15 protein-coding genes are annotated in these 16,361 nt (G+C 34.8%); 9 read left to right on the top strand and 6 right to left on the bottom strand.

Features of this window, described 5'->3' with window-relative positions:
- Window positions 1-11: 11 nt before the first annotated feature.
- Window positions 12-1,511: a transposase gene (locus AB3U99_RS18085; RefSeq protein WP_400242960.1), complete on the bottom strand. Its 1,500-nt coding sequence runs from the start codon at window positions 1,509-1,511 to the stop codon at window positions 12-14.
- A gap of 524 nt (window positions 1,512-2,035) precedes the next feature.
- On the opposite strand from AB3U99_RS18085, the gene yugI reads away from it, so the two are divergent.
- From yugI to AB3U99_RS18060, 5 genes are all read left to right on the top strand, one after another.
- On the top strand, window positions 2,036-2,443 hold the full coding sequence (gene yugI, locus AB3U99_RS18080; protein WP_341194087.1) for a S1 domain-containing post-transcriptional regulator GSP13: 408 nt from the start codon (window positions 2,036-2,038) through the stop codon (window positions 2,441-2,443).
- 255 nt (window positions 2,444-2,698) lie between these two features.
- A complete protein-coding gene (locus AB3U99_RS18075; RefSeq protein WP_400242959.1) occupies window positions 2,699-3,910 on the top strand; it encodes an ornithine--oxo-acid transaminase in 1,212 nt (403 codons plus the stop codon).
- A gap of 259 nt (window positions 3,911-4,169) precedes the next feature.
- Window positions 4,170-5,333 (top strand): iron-containing alcohol dehydrogenase, encoded by a 1,164-nt coding sequence (locus AB3U99_RS18070; protein WP_400242958.1) that lies wholly within the window; start codon window positions 4,170-4,172, stop codon window positions 5,331-5,333.
- Window positions 5,334-5,573: 240 nt separating this feature from the next.
- Window positions 5,574-6,920, top strand: a complete 1,347-nt coding sequence (locus AB3U99_RS18065; protein ID WP_031536951.1) for a glucose-6-phosphate isomerase — start codon at window positions 5,574-5,576, stop codon at window positions 6,918-6,920.
- A 160-nt stretch (window positions 6,921-7,080) separates the two neighbouring features.
- The gene (locus AB3U99_RS18060) at window positions 7,081-7,413 is read left to right on the top strand and encodes a four-helix bundle copper-binding protein (protein WP_400242957.1); all 333 of its coding nucleotides are present in this window, start codon (window positions 7,081-7,083) and stop codon (window positions 7,411-7,413) included.
- A gap of 161 nt (window positions 7,414-7,574) precedes the next feature.
- Here the strand turns inward: AB3U99_RS18060 and AB3U99_RS18055 are convergent, their stop codons facing one another.
- Both AB3U99_RS18055 and AB3U99_RS18050 read right to left on the bottom strand, forming a co-directional pair.
- The gene (locus AB3U99_RS18055; RefSeq protein WP_400242956.1) at window positions 7,575-8,564 is read right to left on the bottom strand and encodes a potassium channel family protein; all 990 of its coding nucleotides are present in this window, start codon (window positions 8,562-8,564) and stop codon (window positions 7,575-7,577) included.
- Window positions 8,565-8,654: 90 nt separating this feature from the next.
- Window positions 8,655-9,530: a TetR/AcrR family transcriptional regulator gene (locus AB3U99_RS18050; RefSeq protein WP_400242954.1), complete on the bottom strand. Its 876-nt coding sequence runs from the start codon at window positions 9,528-9,530 to the stop codon at window positions 8,655-8,657.
- A gap of 434 nt (window positions 9,531-9,964) precedes the next feature.
- On the opposite strand from AB3U99_RS18050, the gene AB3U99_RS18045 reads away from it, so the two are divergent.
- Genes AB3U99_RS18045 through AB3U99_RS18035 form a run of 3 tightly spaced genes read left to right on the top strand, consistent with a single transcriptional unit; the run spans window position 9,965 to window position 12,392 of the window.
- Window positions 9,965-10,702, top strand: a complete 738-nt coding sequence (locus AB3U99_RS18045) for a GTP cyclohydrolase II (protein WP_400242953.1) — start codon at window positions 9,965-9,967, stop codon at window positions 10,700-10,702.
- 11 nt (window positions 10,703-10,713) lie between these two features.
- Window positions 10,714-11,814, top strand: a complete 1,101-nt coding sequence (ribD, locus tag AB3U99_RS18040) for a bifunctional diaminohydroxyphosphoribosylaminopyrimidine deaminase/5-amino-6-(5-phosphoribosylamino)uracil reductase RibD (protein WP_400242951.1) — start codon at window positions 10,714-10,716, stop codon at window positions 11,812-11,814.
- Window positions 11,815-11,834: 20 nt separating this feature from the next.
- Entirely contained in the window at window positions 11,835-12,392 is a 558-nt protein-coding gene (locus AB3U99_RS18035; protein WP_400242949.1) for a 5' nucleotidase, NT5C type, read from the top strand.
- An 84-nt stretch (window positions 12,393-12,476) separates the two neighbouring features.
- Here the strand turns inward: AB3U99_RS18035 and AB3U99_RS18030 are convergent, their stop codons facing one another.
- From AB3U99_RS18030 to AB3U99_RS18020, 3 genes are read right to left on the bottom strand one after another with little or no spacing between them, the layout of a single operon-like run.
- A complete protein-coding gene (locus AB3U99_RS18030; protein WP_400242948.1) occupies window positions 12,477-12,953 on the bottom strand; it encodes an Lrp/AsnC family transcriptional regulator in 477 nt (158 codons plus the stop codon).
- 45 nt (window positions 12,954-12,998) lie between these two features.
- Window positions 12,999-13,538: a chromate transporter gene (locus tag AB3U99_RS18025; protein WP_400242947.1), complete on the bottom strand. Its 540-nt coding sequence runs from the start codon at window positions 13,536-13,538 to the stop codon at window positions 12,999-13,001.
- A 2-nt stretch (window positions 13,539-13,540) separates the two neighbouring features.
- Entirely contained in the window at window positions 13,541-14,107 is a 567-nt protein-coding gene (locus AB3U99_RS18020) for a chromate transporter (RefSeq protein ID WP_400242946.1), read from the bottom strand.
- A gap of 416 nt (window positions 14,108-14,523) precedes the next feature.
- On the opposite strand from AB3U99_RS18020, the gene ade reads away from it, so the two are divergent.
- Window positions 14,524-16,257: an adenine deaminase gene (ade, locus tag AB3U99_RS18015; RefSeq protein WP_400242944.1), complete on the top strand. Its 1,734-nt coding sequence runs from the start codon at window positions 14,524-14,526 to the stop codon at window positions 16,255-16,257.
- Window positions 16,258-16,361: the final 104 nt, after the last annotated feature.

Below are 16,361 nucleotides of genomic sequence, written 5' to 3'. Positions count from 1 at the left end.
TTAAGATGACTTTATAAGGACAAAAGAGATTTAATTAATGTGTTAAGATTTGCAAAATGATTCTTTTTTGCCTCCTTTAACCACGCATCGGCATGCTGGCACATGCCGATGATATAGGTTCGAATATTCCAATGCCTTGAACTACGTCCTCTTGAATCCTCTAAATGATAATCAATCTTTTGCCGTTTAATACAGCGCTCAATCCCAGTACGCAAGGAATAACGCTTATACCATTCCTTACTGTCACGTTTGACACGTGGAAATAGACGAGGATTATCCTTTGTCGATGTATAAAAAGTTCGTCCATATGTAGAGGTAGAACATGGGTTTGGGCACTTCCATTTTCCAACTACAGCTGGGCATCGCCATTTACGACGGTAACGTTTTTTATCCGCTCCCCAATCAAGCATTTTGCGACCAATTGGGCAAATCGGAACACCGTCTAAATTAATATCCATTTCATTGTAAATAAACTGCTTAGAACGCCTAGGATTGAGGTCAATGATGGCTGAAACATCATAGTGTTCTAACATTTTATAAATGGGATAAGCGTCTAAGGCTGAATCTAAGATGACTTCCCTAAATTTCCAATCAGGATACCAATGTAAAAGTTCATGATATGTACTTACAAACAGAACAGAATCGTGTTTACTAGCTCGATACATTCTTGGGTAGATTGGCAAATTATACGGACTATCTGAGGCACCTATCATAAAGAGATTTCGTCCATAATAGTACTTTTCTCTAGAGCTATCCCAGCCATAATCAGCATCAGGATCTGAAAATTGTCGTTTACATTGGCACTTCCAAATTCCTTGTTTTCGACAATCACAAAGGAATTTCCCATATGACCGACCTCCCGTTACAACAGGAGTTCCGTCAGCCAAAATGCTGAGTGACTGCGTATTTCCTAATAATCCATCTGATGCCGATTTATTTACGAATAGTGATTGAAATAGGAGTTGGAGTTGATCGTGTGCCTTTTGTTTATAATGAACTTTCTTGTTTTTTAGTGCACGGTTAACTAGCTTCTCCACAATTTTTGGATTTTTAGGTTCAAGTTTTTGATTCTTTTTGCCTTTCTTTCTTGGCTTTTTCAACCTTCTCTTCTTTCGATTGGATAGATGAGGAGTTGATGTAAGCCAAAGGCGTTTGAAAAAGTCATAAAACGTACCAACTCCAGGAACGTTGTCTGGAGAAAAGCCACTAAGAATGGCGAATATGGGAGTTGTTTTTAAGATAAAAACCCAGTGATCCACACTGGTTTCCTTTTGATAATGCATAAGCATTAAGCTTCGAAGCATATCACAAGGATTCCGTGGTTTTCTTCCTCTTGGATTAGAGGAATACCGTTGTTTCAGTAATTCTGTGGTGTCAGTTAGATCGATTAAAGAACACCAAATGATTGGTTCGAAGTAGAAATCTTTTAAAAACTTTTTATTGTAGTGTATGTCTAGCTGCTCTACAACAAAGTGTAGATAGGATTCATGAGAACGAATATCTGTAAGCATAAGTTTTCCCCCGTTTAAGTGATTAAAAAAATACCGTCACTTAATTATTTAGGGAACGTATGTTTGTCAAGAGGAAAGTTTGTTCGCATCTCCGTTTTGGGGGTGTCACAATAAAAAAGCCCTAGTCAAAAGACTAGAGCTTATGCGGAAAATTTAATTCCGAGAATCTATTTAATCTAAAAAGAGGTGTTTTTATGGTTAAGCATCACAATTCATGAAATTGTGGTCTTCCTTTGGAACACCTCTTTTCTTATGAAATCAATTTCAGATGTCGTTGATTTGCTCCATTGCTTTCATGCGGGGGAAAATCGTGCCTGTAAGGACTCCAGCATACTATTCTAAGTGGGAGGAAAGTATATACTTACAAGGCTAAGATCGTTCCATTAATAGACATAGTTTACACAAATGATAAAAGGGAATTATAACACTGTAAATAAATCCTTTTGTATAAATGTCATATATGTGATATAATCTTATAATGCGTATAAAAGGAAATATTAATATAAACAATTAGGAGTGTTCTCATGTCAGATAAAATCGAAGTTGGAAGTGTTATTACAGGAAAGGTTACAGGTATTCAGCCTTACGGAGCGTTTGTTTCTTTGGATGAAAATACACAAGGTTTAGTTCATATCTCTGAAGTAACACATGGTTACGTAAAAGATATTAACGAGTTTTTAAAAGTTGGAGATGAAGTGAACGTTAAAGTTCTTTCTATTGATGAAAATGCTGGTAAAATTGGTCTTTCTATCCGTGCTACAGAAGAAGCACCTGCACAACCAGAAGCTGCTAAAGCAAAAAAACCTCGTCCTAAACGTCAAACAGCTGCTGCTGTAGTTGAAACAGAAAACGTACAAGGTTTCAATACATTAAAAGATAAATTACAAGAGTGGATTGAACAATCTAATCGTAATGATTTAATTAAAAAATAATTAATTTTATAAAATGGCTGTCTAACAAAGCTATTGCTTCCTTTATTTCATGGAGTGCTGCTGCTTTTGGGCAGTCTTTTTTTTGCCTTTTTTAAGTTTTTTACTTACCTTTGAACATCATAGTAAACCATAATAAAATCAAAAAACAAATTTTTAGAAAATAATGATAATAAATTCTATCCTTCTTTTGTAAAATCAGCTAAAGTTAATATATAGTTCTTTACATTTATATAACAATATTGGAAGGATGATTGGATGGTACAAGAATTTAAATCTATTTCACTAATAGAACAGTCAGAGAAATATGGAGCAAAAAATTATAATCCATTGCCAATAGTGATTTCCGAAGCAGAAGGTGTTTGGATTGCTGATCCAGAAGGAAATAAATATATGGATATGTTAAGTGCTTATTCTGCTTTAAATCAAGGCCATCGTCATCCGAAAATAATTGAAGCGTTAAAGAGACAGGCAGATCGTGTTACTTTAACATCACGGGCTTTTCATCATGATCAATTAGGTCCTTGGTATGAAAAAATAAGTACACTAACGAACAAAGAAATGGTTCTACCGATGAATACTGGAGCAGAAGCGTTAGAAACGGCTATTAAAGCTGCCAGAAGATGGGCTTATGATTGTAAAGGGGTGGAAAAAGAGAAGGCAGAATTAATTGTGTGTGAGGGGAATTTTCACGGAAGAACAATGGGAGCTGTATCCCTATCCTCTGATGAGGAGTATAAGAGGGGATTTGGACCGATGCTGCCAGGTATTAGGATTATCCCTTATGGTGATATAAATCGATTGAAAGAAGCTATTACAGAGCATACAGCAGCATTCATTGTTGAACCAATTCAAGGTGAGGCTGGAATCATCATTCCTCCGGAGGGTTTCATGGAAGCGGCATTTCAGTTATGCAAGGAAAATAATGTTCTCTTTATTGCAGATGAAATTCAAACAGGTCTATCGAGAACAGGTAAATTATTTGCGAGTGAATGGTACGGGATTGAACCAGATATGTATATATTAGGAAAAGCGCTTGGAGCTGGTGTGTTTCCTATCTCCTGTGTAGTTGCGGATGGGGACATATTAGGAGTATTTAATCCAGGTTCCCACGGATCAACGTTTGGAGGGAATCCAATGGCATGCGCTGTATCGATTGCTGCGCTAGATGTAATTATAGAAGAGAATTTAACCGACCGTTCTGCAAATTTAGGGAATTATTTTCTGCAAAAATTAACGGAAATTAAGAATCCGATTATTAAGGATATTAGAGGAAGAGGATTATTTATAGGAGTAGAATTAATGGTAGAAGCCAGACCATATTGTGAAAAGCTAAAAGAAGTAGGCTTATTATGTAAAGAAACACATGAAACAGTCATCCGTTTTGCACCTCCGTTAACGATTACAAAGGAAGAGTTGGATTGGGCTATTGAGCGGATTAAGCAAGTATTAAATGTGAACAATCAATAAAATATATGTAGTTAAAAGCTGGCTGGAAGGTCAGCTTTATTTAGTTAGATGAATAAAATGATAGATACAAAAATAAGGAAACTTCTCATTATTTGGGGCAAACTGTCCTTAATATGGGATAAGTGACCAAAAGGATACATATACTATTTGTCGGCTGCTTAAGCTTAATCTTTTGATTTTCATAGAAGTTTGTTTAATAATAAGTCATACACTAGGTTTTACATTAATAATTCTTAAAAAAGGAATGGGAGGCATTTATTTGGAAAACTTTGTTTTTTATAATCCGACAAAACTTATTTTTGGTAAAGGTCAATTAGAACAATTAAAAGATCAATTAGCCTCGTTTGGGAAGAAAATCCTCTTAGTATACGGTGGGGGAAGTATTAAGAAAAATGGTCTATACGATAAAGTAATGACTATTTTAAATGAAAATGGCAAAGAAGTATTTGAATTATCTGGTGTAGAGCCCAATCCCCGATTGACTACTGTACAGCGTGGAGTTGATATCTGTAAAACAGAAGGAATCGATTTTATATTAGCCGTTGGTGGAGGAAGTGTTATTGACTGTACAAAGGCAATTGCAGCCGGTGCAAAATTCGATGGCAACCCATGGGAGTTTATTACGAAAAAAGCAGCCCCAAAAGCAGCTTTACCGTTTGGAACAGTTCTAACACTCGCTGCAACTGGATCAGAAATGAATGCAGGTTCTGTTATTACAAATTGGGAAACGCAAGAAAAAGTTGGCTGGGGAAGTCCATTTACATTCCCCGTGTTTTCAATCCTAGATCCGGAAAATACATATACAGTTCCTAAAGATCAAACGATTTATGGAATCGTGGATATGATGTCTCATGTCTTTGAACATTATTTCCACTTAGAAGAGCATACAGAACTTCAAGATTATATGTGTGAATCTGTATTGAAAACGGTCATAGAGTTTGGTCCGAAGCTTGTTAATGACTTAGAAAATTATGAATATCGAGCTGCTATTTTATATTGTGGAACGATGGCTCTTAATGGAATGCTTAATATGGGATACCGTGGCGATTGGGCTTCACATAATATTGAGCATGCTGTTTCAGCCGTATATGATATACCTCATGGTGGAGGTCTTGCAATCCTATTCCCTAATTGGATGAAGCATAACTTATCTGTAAAACCAGAACGATTCAAACAATTAGCTGGTCGCGTATTTGGGGTGGATCTTGAAGGGAAAACAGCAGAAGAAGCTGGGCTTGAGGGAATTGAAAAGCTTCGTGCGTTTTGGAATGACTTAGGAGCTCCTTCTCGTTTGGCTGATTATGACATTGATAATAGTAAGCTTGATTTAATGGTCCAAAAAGCAATGGCGAATGGCGGATTTGGTAATTTTAAAGTGTTAAATGATAAAGATGTTTTAGAAATTTATAAAGCATCTCTATAAAAGAATAGACGAAAAAAACATACAAACAATTTATGCTATTTGTTTGTATGTTTTTATCTGAGTTAATTCTATTCCTTTTCTTATGGTTGAAAAAGTAGAATTAAAATTGAAAAATTGGTGAAAAATGAAAAAAAAAGACATTGTATCCGTTTTCAATACGAGTTCTTTCTTGATTCCTTTTTCTACTTCCGATAAAGTGGAAGAGGAGTATAAATAAATATTATAATTGGAGGATCATTTATGACACACGTTCGTTTTGATTACTCAAAGGCATTAAGTTTCTTTGGAGAACACGAAATTACATATTTAGAAGATGCAGTGAAAGTTGCCCATCATTCCTTACATGAAAAAACCGGACAAGGAAGCGATTTTTTAGGATGGATAGATCTTCCTGTAGATTATGATAAAGAAGAATTTGCGCGCATTCAAAAAGCGGCAGAAAAAATTAAAAGTGACTCAGAAGTTTTGCTTGTAATCGGTATCGGAGGTTCCTACCTTGGAGCACGTGCTGCGATTGAAATGCTAAATCACAGTTTCTATAATTCTTTATCAAAAGAAAAAAGAAACACACCGCAAATTATCTTTATTGGGAAAGATATTAGCTCCACCTATATGAGTGATGTCATTGATTTCCTTGGTGATAAAGATTTCTCTATTAATGTTATTTCTAAATCTGGAACAACTACAGAACCAGCTATTGCATTCCGTATTTTCCGTAAATTATTAGAACAAAAATATGGAGTAGAAGAAGCTAGAACAAGAATTTATGCTACTACTGATAAAGCAAGAGGCGCGTTAAAAACATTAGCGACAGAAGAAGGATATGAATCATTTATTATTCCTGATGATGTTGGCGGACGTTATTCTGTTTTAACACCAGTTGGTTTATTGCCAATCGCTGTTAGCGGTGCTGATATTACAGCAATGATGGAAGGTGCAGCAGCAGCTAGAACTGATTTCGGAACATCAGAATTGAAAAACAACATTGCATATCAATACGCAGCAGTTCGTAATGTCCTTTATAACAAAGGAAAAACAATTGAAATGTTAATTAACTACGAACCAGGATTACAATATTTCTCCGAATGGTGGAAGCAGTTGTTTGGAGAAAGTGAAGGAAAAGATCAAAAAGGTATTTATCCTTCTTCTGCAAACTTCTCAACTGACCTACATTCATTAGGACAATATGTTCAAGAAGGTCGTCGTGACATTTTTGAAACAATTGTAAAAGTGGACAAGCCTCGTCATGAGCTTGTTATTGAGGCAGAAGAAAATGATTTAGATGGTTTAAATTATCTTGCTGGACAAACTATTGACTTTGTTAACAATAAAGCGTTTGAAGGAACACTTCTTGCACATACAGATGGAGGAGTACCAAACCTAATTGTTAGCATTCCGGAAATGAATGAATATACGTTTGGATATCTAGTATACTTCTTTGAAAAAGCTTGTGCGATCAGTGGTTATTTACTAGGGGTGAACCCATTTGATCAACCAGGAGTTGAAGCATACAAAGTAAATATGTTTGCTTTACTTGGTAAACCAGGATTTGAAGAGAAAAAAGCAGAACTAGAAAGTCGTTTATAAGCTATAGTAATTGAGCTATCGGTGCACTCAGAAATTTTGAGAGCACCGATAGCTTTTTTGTTTTTTTATTTCCATTAACCTCTATTTTTGCTCCCAAATGTTTAAAGGTTTTTTGAAAGGTTAAATAAATAGAAATGGGTAATAGAAGGAGGAGAAAGCTATGCTTATTGAAAAAGAACAATTGCTGATAAAATCCTTGCAGGAATGTATGATAGTTTGTAACCACTGCCTAAATGAATGCTTAGCAGTAGAAAATGTTACACCAATGATTGATTGCATTCATACGAATAGGGAATGTATTCAATTTTGTAGTTATTTAGAACAAGCTATTATCAGAAAATCTCCATATGCTAAAGAGTTTGCAGAAATCTGTCTTTCTGTTTGTCAGGATTGTGCCCGTGAATGTGAGAAGCATGATCATCGACACTGTCAATACTGCGCAGATATTTGTAGGGAATGTGCAAATGCTTGTAAAACATTTTTAGAAGCTTAAAGTTAGATTGTTGATGGAAGGGATAGTGTCTTATTGATGGAAGAACGAAATCCTTGAAACGAGGGATATTTTTTGAGACCTGGATAAAGGGGTTTATATTCCTTTTCCGTGGCTTGCTGCTAGCTTTAGAAAGGGTGAACAGCAAGCCACGGGAAATATATTTAAGTAATAATAATTAATTCATCCCCATCTTCAAAAACAAAGGAAGGATTGGGATTCAGATAACTAGCTCCCCCTCTTTTCACTCCTAACAATAATTTTCCATTAGCTAATAAATAATTGTTTAATGTCAAATAATCTACTAATTCTTCATTAATATTTTTTAGAGGAATAAATTGGAGTTTCTTATCCTTTAACTGATTTAAAAGCTCTAGAAATGCAATCATCGTATCTTGTGAATTTAAGCTATTGTGCATAACGAAGCTCGTTAGACTATTTGTTTCAATAATTTCATCAGCTCCAGCTCTTTTAGCATTCTGTACTTGTTCAGCAGTAAGTATTTCAACGATACATGGTATATTCGCATTCAGACCTTTAATCGCGAGTAAAGTCAAAATCGAATGCATATCAGCTTGCAGCTCTTCTTTGTTTTGGTCAGCAGTTATTATCACCTTATTTGCAGTCAATATATTAGCCTTTAGTAAAACATTGTCTAAATTAGAATTCCCTTTGACAAAATGTATCTTTTCAGGTACTGGATTAGTTGCTAAGGACTCGTCAATTAATGTAACCGGAATATTCTCCCGATCTTTAATGATAGAATGAATCATTAGCTTTGACCGTTCATTCCAACCAATAATAATCAAGTGGTTTTGTCCTTTATAGGTTGATTTTCCTTCTAAATAGGCATTTTGTTTAGCTACAGCCGCAGTAGCTAATGTCACTAAATAGGTAGAAAGGAACCCTACCCCCGTTAATATTAATGTCATGCCAGTTATTCTTCCAAGAATCGTTGTGGGAGCATAGTCACCATAGCCAACTGTGGAGGTTGTAATAATTGCCCACCAGATTCCTTCAAAAAAAGTGGGAAATGTTTCTGGCTCAATCAAGGTGATAAAGAACCCAAATAGGATAATAATAGTTAAAGAAATCGTTAATACACGGATACTTAACGGCAATCTTAAAAATCTTGAAAGTACGGAATTAGGCAAAGTAGACACCTCTTAAAGTTGTTCTCCTTTGCATTATTGACCAATAAAAAAGCTTTCATAATCATATGAAAGCTTTTTTATCCAGTATTCTTAAAGTGCAATATGATAAAAATCAGCAATGGTTTTTTGTTCTTCTTTAAGATCTTCATAATTATTCAAGTTAGACAGCATTCCTTTGATAATAGGAATCCTAGGCTTATCGGCATCAATTTCTGTCATCAACACTTCCATTGTTACTTCGATCTCTTGTTTATTTGAAAGATGCTCGATTTTACTAAGGATCGAGTTAACAGCATTTATAATGTGCTGGTGGCTATCTTCCATAAAGTTTATTTTAGGTTTTTTTATAATATATTTTATAAAATCATTCGAAAATAGTGGGGGCTCGTTATTTGCATCCATATCCGATATAATGGAATCTAATCTTTTTAAAAGATAATTGGAAATATCCTTGGTCGAAACATTGCTTGATTCAAGGATTACAATTTTTAAAAAGGAATGGACAAGCCCTTCTTGTATCATTAGGAGGTCTAGAAGGTATTGTTTCTTCTCTTCACCATATATAGCATGGAGACCTTTTAGATTATAATTTTGCATTTCTGATTGCATTCGTAGTAATAAATCTTTAATAGAGCTATTTAATGGGATTGCCTGTTCTTTTGACTGCATGATAATAAATTCTTTATGCTTTAAGGCGTGATTGAACATAAAGGTAAGCTGATCCATGTATTTGTCTCTAGCTGGGATTGATTTTAGGCTGATTTCCTCAAAGGTTTTAATCAGTTCATCGTAATAATATTGCAAGATTTTATAAAGAAGAGATTCCTTTGATTTAAAATATAAATAAAAGGCGCCTTTTGATATTCCACAATCACTTGCAATTTCTTGTACAGATGTTGAAGAAAATCCCTTTTGAGCAAAAAACTTTATTGCTGAATCAATAATTATTTTTTCTTTTTCTTTCACGTATTTTCCTCCTATGCTTATAGGAAGCAATGTAATGACTAGTTGGTCATATTATTTTGAATTCATGACTAGGTAGTCAAATTATAAAGTATATAACGGGCGAAATCAATGAATTGGGCTCTCTAAGTAGTGGTTGTAAGAATACAGAGGAGTTTTGAATTGTACGAATAAAGAATTTGCTATATGCTAATAGTTATCAGTAAGCTTTCGAGTAGAAACTGTAGAGTAATCCAATGGGTTTAAATTATTTGAGTGCTATTTACTTGACGATGTATCCTTATGATTATAAACTTGCTTACATATAGTAAGTGAAAAGAGGCTTAAAAATTTAAAGTTCATTTTACTGGCTATTTAATTGAAGAATATTTTACATGATATATTTATATTGCTATTACAGAATAAAGAATACAACAGACAATAAAGGAGATTTTCGGATGGATCAAAATATTATCAATCTTCTTCAAAATAAAATGGAAATAATTGCATTTAATGAAGAGCGGAATTTAAGTTTAGTTGGACCAGTAAAATTGCCAGTTCAATTGGACGACCAAGTGGAAACCTTTCAGTGGTATACATGGTTACCAATAAATAAAAACCAAACGAAAGAAGAAGTTCTATGTTCATTACCATCTCTAAACTTAGCTGAATATCAGCAATCATCTGTTTTAGTATATGGTGACTTCGCTAATGACGAAAATGCTTTAATACGTATGCATAGTATATGTCATACTGGTGACATTTTTGGAAGTAAGAGATGTGATTGTGGATATCAATTAAAAGAGTCGATGCGCATGATGGTTGAGAATGGAAGTGGTGCACTCTTCTATTTGGCTAATCATGAAGGCAGGGGGATTGGACTATTTACAAAATCCCTTGCGTATATTTTGCAAGAAAATGGGTTAGATACAGTCGAGGCAAATCTTGCACTTGATTTTCCAGATGATATGAGAAGTTATGAAGCGCCGATAAAAGTACTTCAATTTCTTCGACAAAAACCAGTGAAATTAATTACGAATAATCCTAAAAAATTAGAGGCACTTAAGAAGCTTGGGCTTACAGCAGAGGAAAATGTTCCATTATGGGGAGATGTTTCACCCTTTAATGAGAATTATTTAAAGACGAAAGTGAATAAATCTGGTCATATTCCCTTGAAAAATACAGTGACCATTTAAGGAGCATAGGTATGAAGCATGATCAAGATTATATGAAAATGGCATTGGAGCTTGCAGAATCAGCATTAGGAAAGACGAATCCCAATCCAGTAGTAGGTGCTGTGATTGTAAAGGATGGAGTAATTGTCGGCACAGGCCTTCATCGTAAAGCTGGGGAGCCACATGCTGAGGTCCATGCTTTTAACATGGCAGGTGACCATGCAAAAGATGCAACGCTATATGTAACCTTGGAGCCTTGCTCGCATTTTGGTAAAACACCCCCATGTGCACTGCTGGTTAAAAATTCAGGAGTAAAGAGAGTGGTTGTTGCAACAGAAGATTCTAATCCTCAAGTTGCTGGTCGGGGGATTAGCATCTTAAGAGAAGCAGGAATTGAAGTGGAAGTTGGTATTTTAAAAAAAGAGGCACAGCAATTAAATGAGCGTTTTATTCATAATATGATACATGAAACGCCTTTTGTTATTTCGAAAGTTGCAATGACCTTGGATGGTAAAATTGCCACACATACTGGACATAGTCAATGGATTACCGGGGAAGCAGCAAGAAAAGAAGTGCATCATTTAAGAAACAAAGTAGATGGTATTTTAATTGGTGTTGGAACAGTATTAGCAGACAATCCAAAATTGACAACCCGCTTAGAGGGACCATCAAAGAATCCCATTCGAATTATTTTGGACACAAATTTACGAACACCGTTAAATGCACACATAACAGATTGCACAGAGGCACAAACGATCATTGTTACTGCTTCAAATATTGATTCAGAGAAAGCGAAGGCATTGAAGGGAAAGGGAGTAGATTTGTTAGCTGTCCCTTCCAATAATGGGAAATTAGATTTAAAAAATGCGTTACAACAATTATACAAGATAGGAATTACTGATATTCTTCTCGAAGGTGGAAGTGAAGTAAATGCAAGCTTTATGCGCGAGGGGCTTATTCAAAAGTATCTAGTATATATTGCTCCTAAAATAGCAGGAGGGGTTAATTCCTATACGCCATTTAGAGGAGAAGATATTGAAAAAGTGGATGAGGCTGTTCCATTACGTTTTGAAAAGACTGAGTGGATAGGAGAAGATATTAAAATAACTGCTTATCCTAATAAGAATGCATAGTATTTATGTGGAGGAAATAAATGAAGTTCGGATTTGATATAGATGATACACTGATCAATTTAAGACAGCATGCTTTTAATCTTTATAATAAAAAGCTTAAAAAGAATATTCCATTAGCAAGCTTTCATGCGTTAAAAACGGTGGAAATTCACGAGCCATTTGGATTGAATGCTATCGAAGGAAAGCAACTATGGGATTCACTTCGAGAAGAAATCTATTTTACAAATTGTACGCCTTTTCCTGGAGCAGTTGAAGCTTTAAATGAACTTGTTAATAATGATCATCAAGTTTATTATATTACAGCAAGAAAAAAACAATTTGCTGCAAAAACGAAAGAGTGGATGAAGGAGATAGGTTTTCCTATTGTGGATAGTCACTTTTATTGTGGAATGGAAGATCATGAGAAAATAAGGATTATTCAAGGTCTAAAGTTAGACTACTACTTTGACGATAAGCCCGCGGTCCTAGAAACACTCATAGATCATTCTACGCAGCTTTATGTGAAAGATCATCTTTATAATAAGCATCTTGAGTTGAACAGAATAGAGGATTGGAAAGAACTAAAACAATTATATTAGTTTCTTATCCTAGGAATAAATAACAGCCTGTTTAGATGCTTTCAGGCTGTTATTCAGCATTTATTTCTAGTCTTCATCCGAACCTTATAGCTTCATTCCGATTCTGCTCTTATATCGTTTAATAAGTATTTGGCAGTCTACACTCACAACTCCTTTTGTTGCATAAAGCTTATTCGTTAAAAATGACTCCATCTCTTGGTTATCGATAAATATGCCATGCATATGTAATTTACTTGGACCAGTCATATGATATAGACTTGTGACAGCAGAATCCTCTGCGAGAGTTATAGCAACTGCCTCTAAGTATTGTGGTTCCACATCTACATTAAAAAAAGCAGATACCGTTTTCCCGACTTTGGAGGGATTAATGACAGTTGTGAATTGCTCAATAATTCCATTTTCAAAGAGAGTATTCACTCTTGTTTGAACAGCTACTCTTGAAATCCCGATTTCTTTTCCAATATCGGTATAAGAGATGCGGCTGTTCTCGTGTAGTAGTGACAATATATGTCGATCTATTTTATCTAGCTTGATATTAGGAACATAAAAATTTTTATCCATAAAAAACCCCCAACTAATGATTCATCAGCTTTCCATTATCTAAGTTTAGCTCAAGTGCGGAACAACAAGTCCTCCATAAAGAAAGGCAAGAACAATAACTATTGCTGGGTGCACTTTCCATTTTTGCAACAATAAAAAAGCGATTAATGCAATTGCTGCAGATTGAATGAACCCAATGGAATGATAGGAATCCTGAAACATCTCAAACGTCAATACCACCATTAATGCAGTAATGACAGGTTGTACGAGTAGGGTCATACCTTTAACAATCATCGAGTCCTTATGTTTCCTCATTAGTTTTAATAAAAAGATCAGTCCTATAGCTGAAGGTAGAATCGTTGCTAGTAATGCAACAACAAATCCTCCCCATCCTCCTACTCCATAGCCTACATAGGCAGCAATCTTTGTAGCCACTGGCCCTGGTAATGCATTAGCAAATGCCAACATATTGGAAAATTCGGTGTTGGATAGCCAATTGTATCGATTAACTATTTCTTCATACATTAAAGGGATAGAAGCTGGGCCACCACCATATCCTAATAAATTAGCTACAAGGAAACTGAGAAAAATACTGACAAAAATCATATTCACATGCCTCTTTCTTTTTTATGTATGAATTTATGTTTTAATTTAAAATGGAATGCTCCATAGGTAAGAAAAATAAGTACGACAATACCAGGGTGAATCGAAAATGTTTGCAATAGGAAGAGACAGAGAATTGTTAAGCCGATTCCAGCATAGATTCCTAGTCCCTTCACTGCTTTTTCTCCAAATTCATACGCCATTAAGCCAAGCATTACCGCAATTACAGGTACAACAGCCGAGACCATGCTTGTTATTATTGGTGAATGACTAAGAAAAGATATAAATGAAAATAAAAATACCATAGATAAACAAGTCGGCAATATGTGAGCTAAGACACTAACAATTGCTCCGACAGTACCCTTTTGACGATAACCTAAATAAGCGGCAATTTTTGTTGCAATTGGTCCAGGGAGCGTGTTTGCAATGGCTAATACGTCCCCAAATTCTTCATTATCCATCCACTTATACTTGGTTACTGCTTCGTGACGAAATAATGGGATTACAGAAGGACCTCCACCAAATCCAAAAATACCTGATCGTAGCATTGCTAGAATTAAATCTTTATACATGTAAATTATTTCTCCTTTCTTAACAAGTGTAACGATAGAGGGAATCATCATTACGATACGTAATTATAATACCACTGATACTCGATAATGTGTTTAAATAATATGTAAAAACAATACTAATGGGAAGTAAAGCCGCTGTGGAAAGTGCATTGAAAAATAAATCAACATATAATAAAATAATAAAAATATATTTATAGTTAGAGTTATCTTTCTCTATCTTTCGTAAATAACTATTCATTATACCATTCCTTAGTGCTATGAAATGAATTTTTAAGGTAATCATAGTTTTATTTTATTGCAGAAAAACGATGTGTTTACAAGAAACAATTTATGCAAAAGTAGCCTTCCTAAAGTAGGTTAATTGTATCACTTTGTAAAGTTTGAATATTCGTAATTAATAAAGGGGGTACTTGTTCTTGAGAGATAAATTGGAAAAAAGAATTAGAGTTTCTGCGAAAAAAGAACTTGCTGATATCGTAATTACCAACGCAAAAATTGTTAATGTCTTTACTGGCGAAATAATGATAGGTGACGTAGCAATTGCAGATGATAGAATCGCTGGGATTGGTAGCTATAAAGGAAAACGAATGATTGATGCGAAAGGAAAATATTTAGTTCCTGGATTCATTGATGGTCATGTACATATTGAAAGTAGTATGCTTACACCTCAGGAATTTGCGAAAATACTATTGTTGCACGGTGTAACCACAGTAATAACTGATCCACATGAAATTGCAAATGTTGCTGGTGCTGAAGGCATCCAGTATATGTTAGATAAATCTGAAGATCTACCGTTAGATATTCGTGTGATGTTGCCATCGTGTGTACCTGCTGTTCCAGATGATTCAAATGGGGCAACATTATATGCAAAAGATTTAGAGCCTTTTTATTCACACGAAAGAGTATTGGGATTGGCAGAAGTAATGGATTTTCCATCTGTATTTGAAACGAATTTGAATATGGTCGATAAATTAATGCTGACAAAGAAGCATAATCGTGTAATAGATGGTCATGCGGCAGGTATTGAAAGAGAAAAATTAAATGTTTATAGTGCTGCAGGTATCGGGAATGACCATGAAGCGACAACACTACAAGAAGCAAAAGACCGGTTAGATTTAGGAATGTACCTGATGATAAGAGAAGGTACCGTTGCGAAAGATATGAATGCTTTATTACCAGCTGTAACGACAAGAAATTCGCGAAGATGTTTATTTGTAACAGACGATAAATTAGTAGATGATTTAGTGGAAGAAGGTAGTGTGGATCATAGTGTGCGCTTAGCGATAGAGCTAGGGTTAGATCCGATTATCGCCATTCAAATGGTGACCATTAACGTTGCTGAATGTTTTCGTTTAGAGTCGATTGGAGCAGTATCTCCAGGCTATCAAGCTGATTTTTTGCTTGTGGATAATCTTGAGAAATTAACTATTCACAGTGTATTTAAAAATGGTCAATGTGTTGTAGAAGATGGAAAATTAATAGAAGAGAAGTTAATTAAACATTCTTATTTGGATACTAATTTACCGGCGATAAATTGTGCGAAAGTAGCTTTAGATGATTTAAAGCTCCCCTTATCATCTGATTTATGCCATATCATCGAAATTATTCCGAATAGTATCGTTACAAATGAAGTAATTGAAAAGGTAATAGTCGAAAATGGATATTTTCAATCGTCTTTGAAAGAAGATCAACTAAAACTAGTAGTTGCGGAGCGACATCGCCAAACTGGAAATGTAGGAAAAGCAATTGTAAAAGGATTTGGATTTAAAAATGGTGCAATAGCGACAACTATTTCTCATGATTCCCATAATATCGTTGCAGTCGGAACAAATGATGAAGACTTATTGCTGGCAATTAATGAGTTGCAAAATATAAATGGGGGAATAGTGGTTGTATCCGAAGAAGAAGTAGTTGCCACGCTCCCATTACCGATAGCTGGGTTGATTTCAGATCAAGATTATTTAACCCTGTATGAACAGCTAAAGACATTAAATCAAAAAGTAGAAATTTTACAAGGAAATGATACATTTAATCCTTTTTTAACCTTATCTTTCCTATCATTAACAGTAATTCCTACCTTAAAGTTAACGGATAAAGGATTATTTGACTTTCATTCTTTTTCTTATAAAGATATAGCAGTTGCTAGATAATAGATTTTTTTATTTTTTAATCTTTTGTTCATTATTTGTTCATAATTATTCGATATTCTATAAATAGGTTGAGAGTTTCCCCTCTTAAAATATATTCGACCCGA

It is taken from the genome of Niallia tiangongensis, from assembly GCF_044704065.1.
In the GTDB taxonomy this organism is placed as follows: Bacteria; Bacillota; Bacilli; order Bacillales; family Cytobacillaceae; genus Niallia; species Niallia tiangongensis.
Note: the sequence above shows the minus strand (reverse complement) of the source record. Positions and strands in the feature narration are given on the sequence as shown.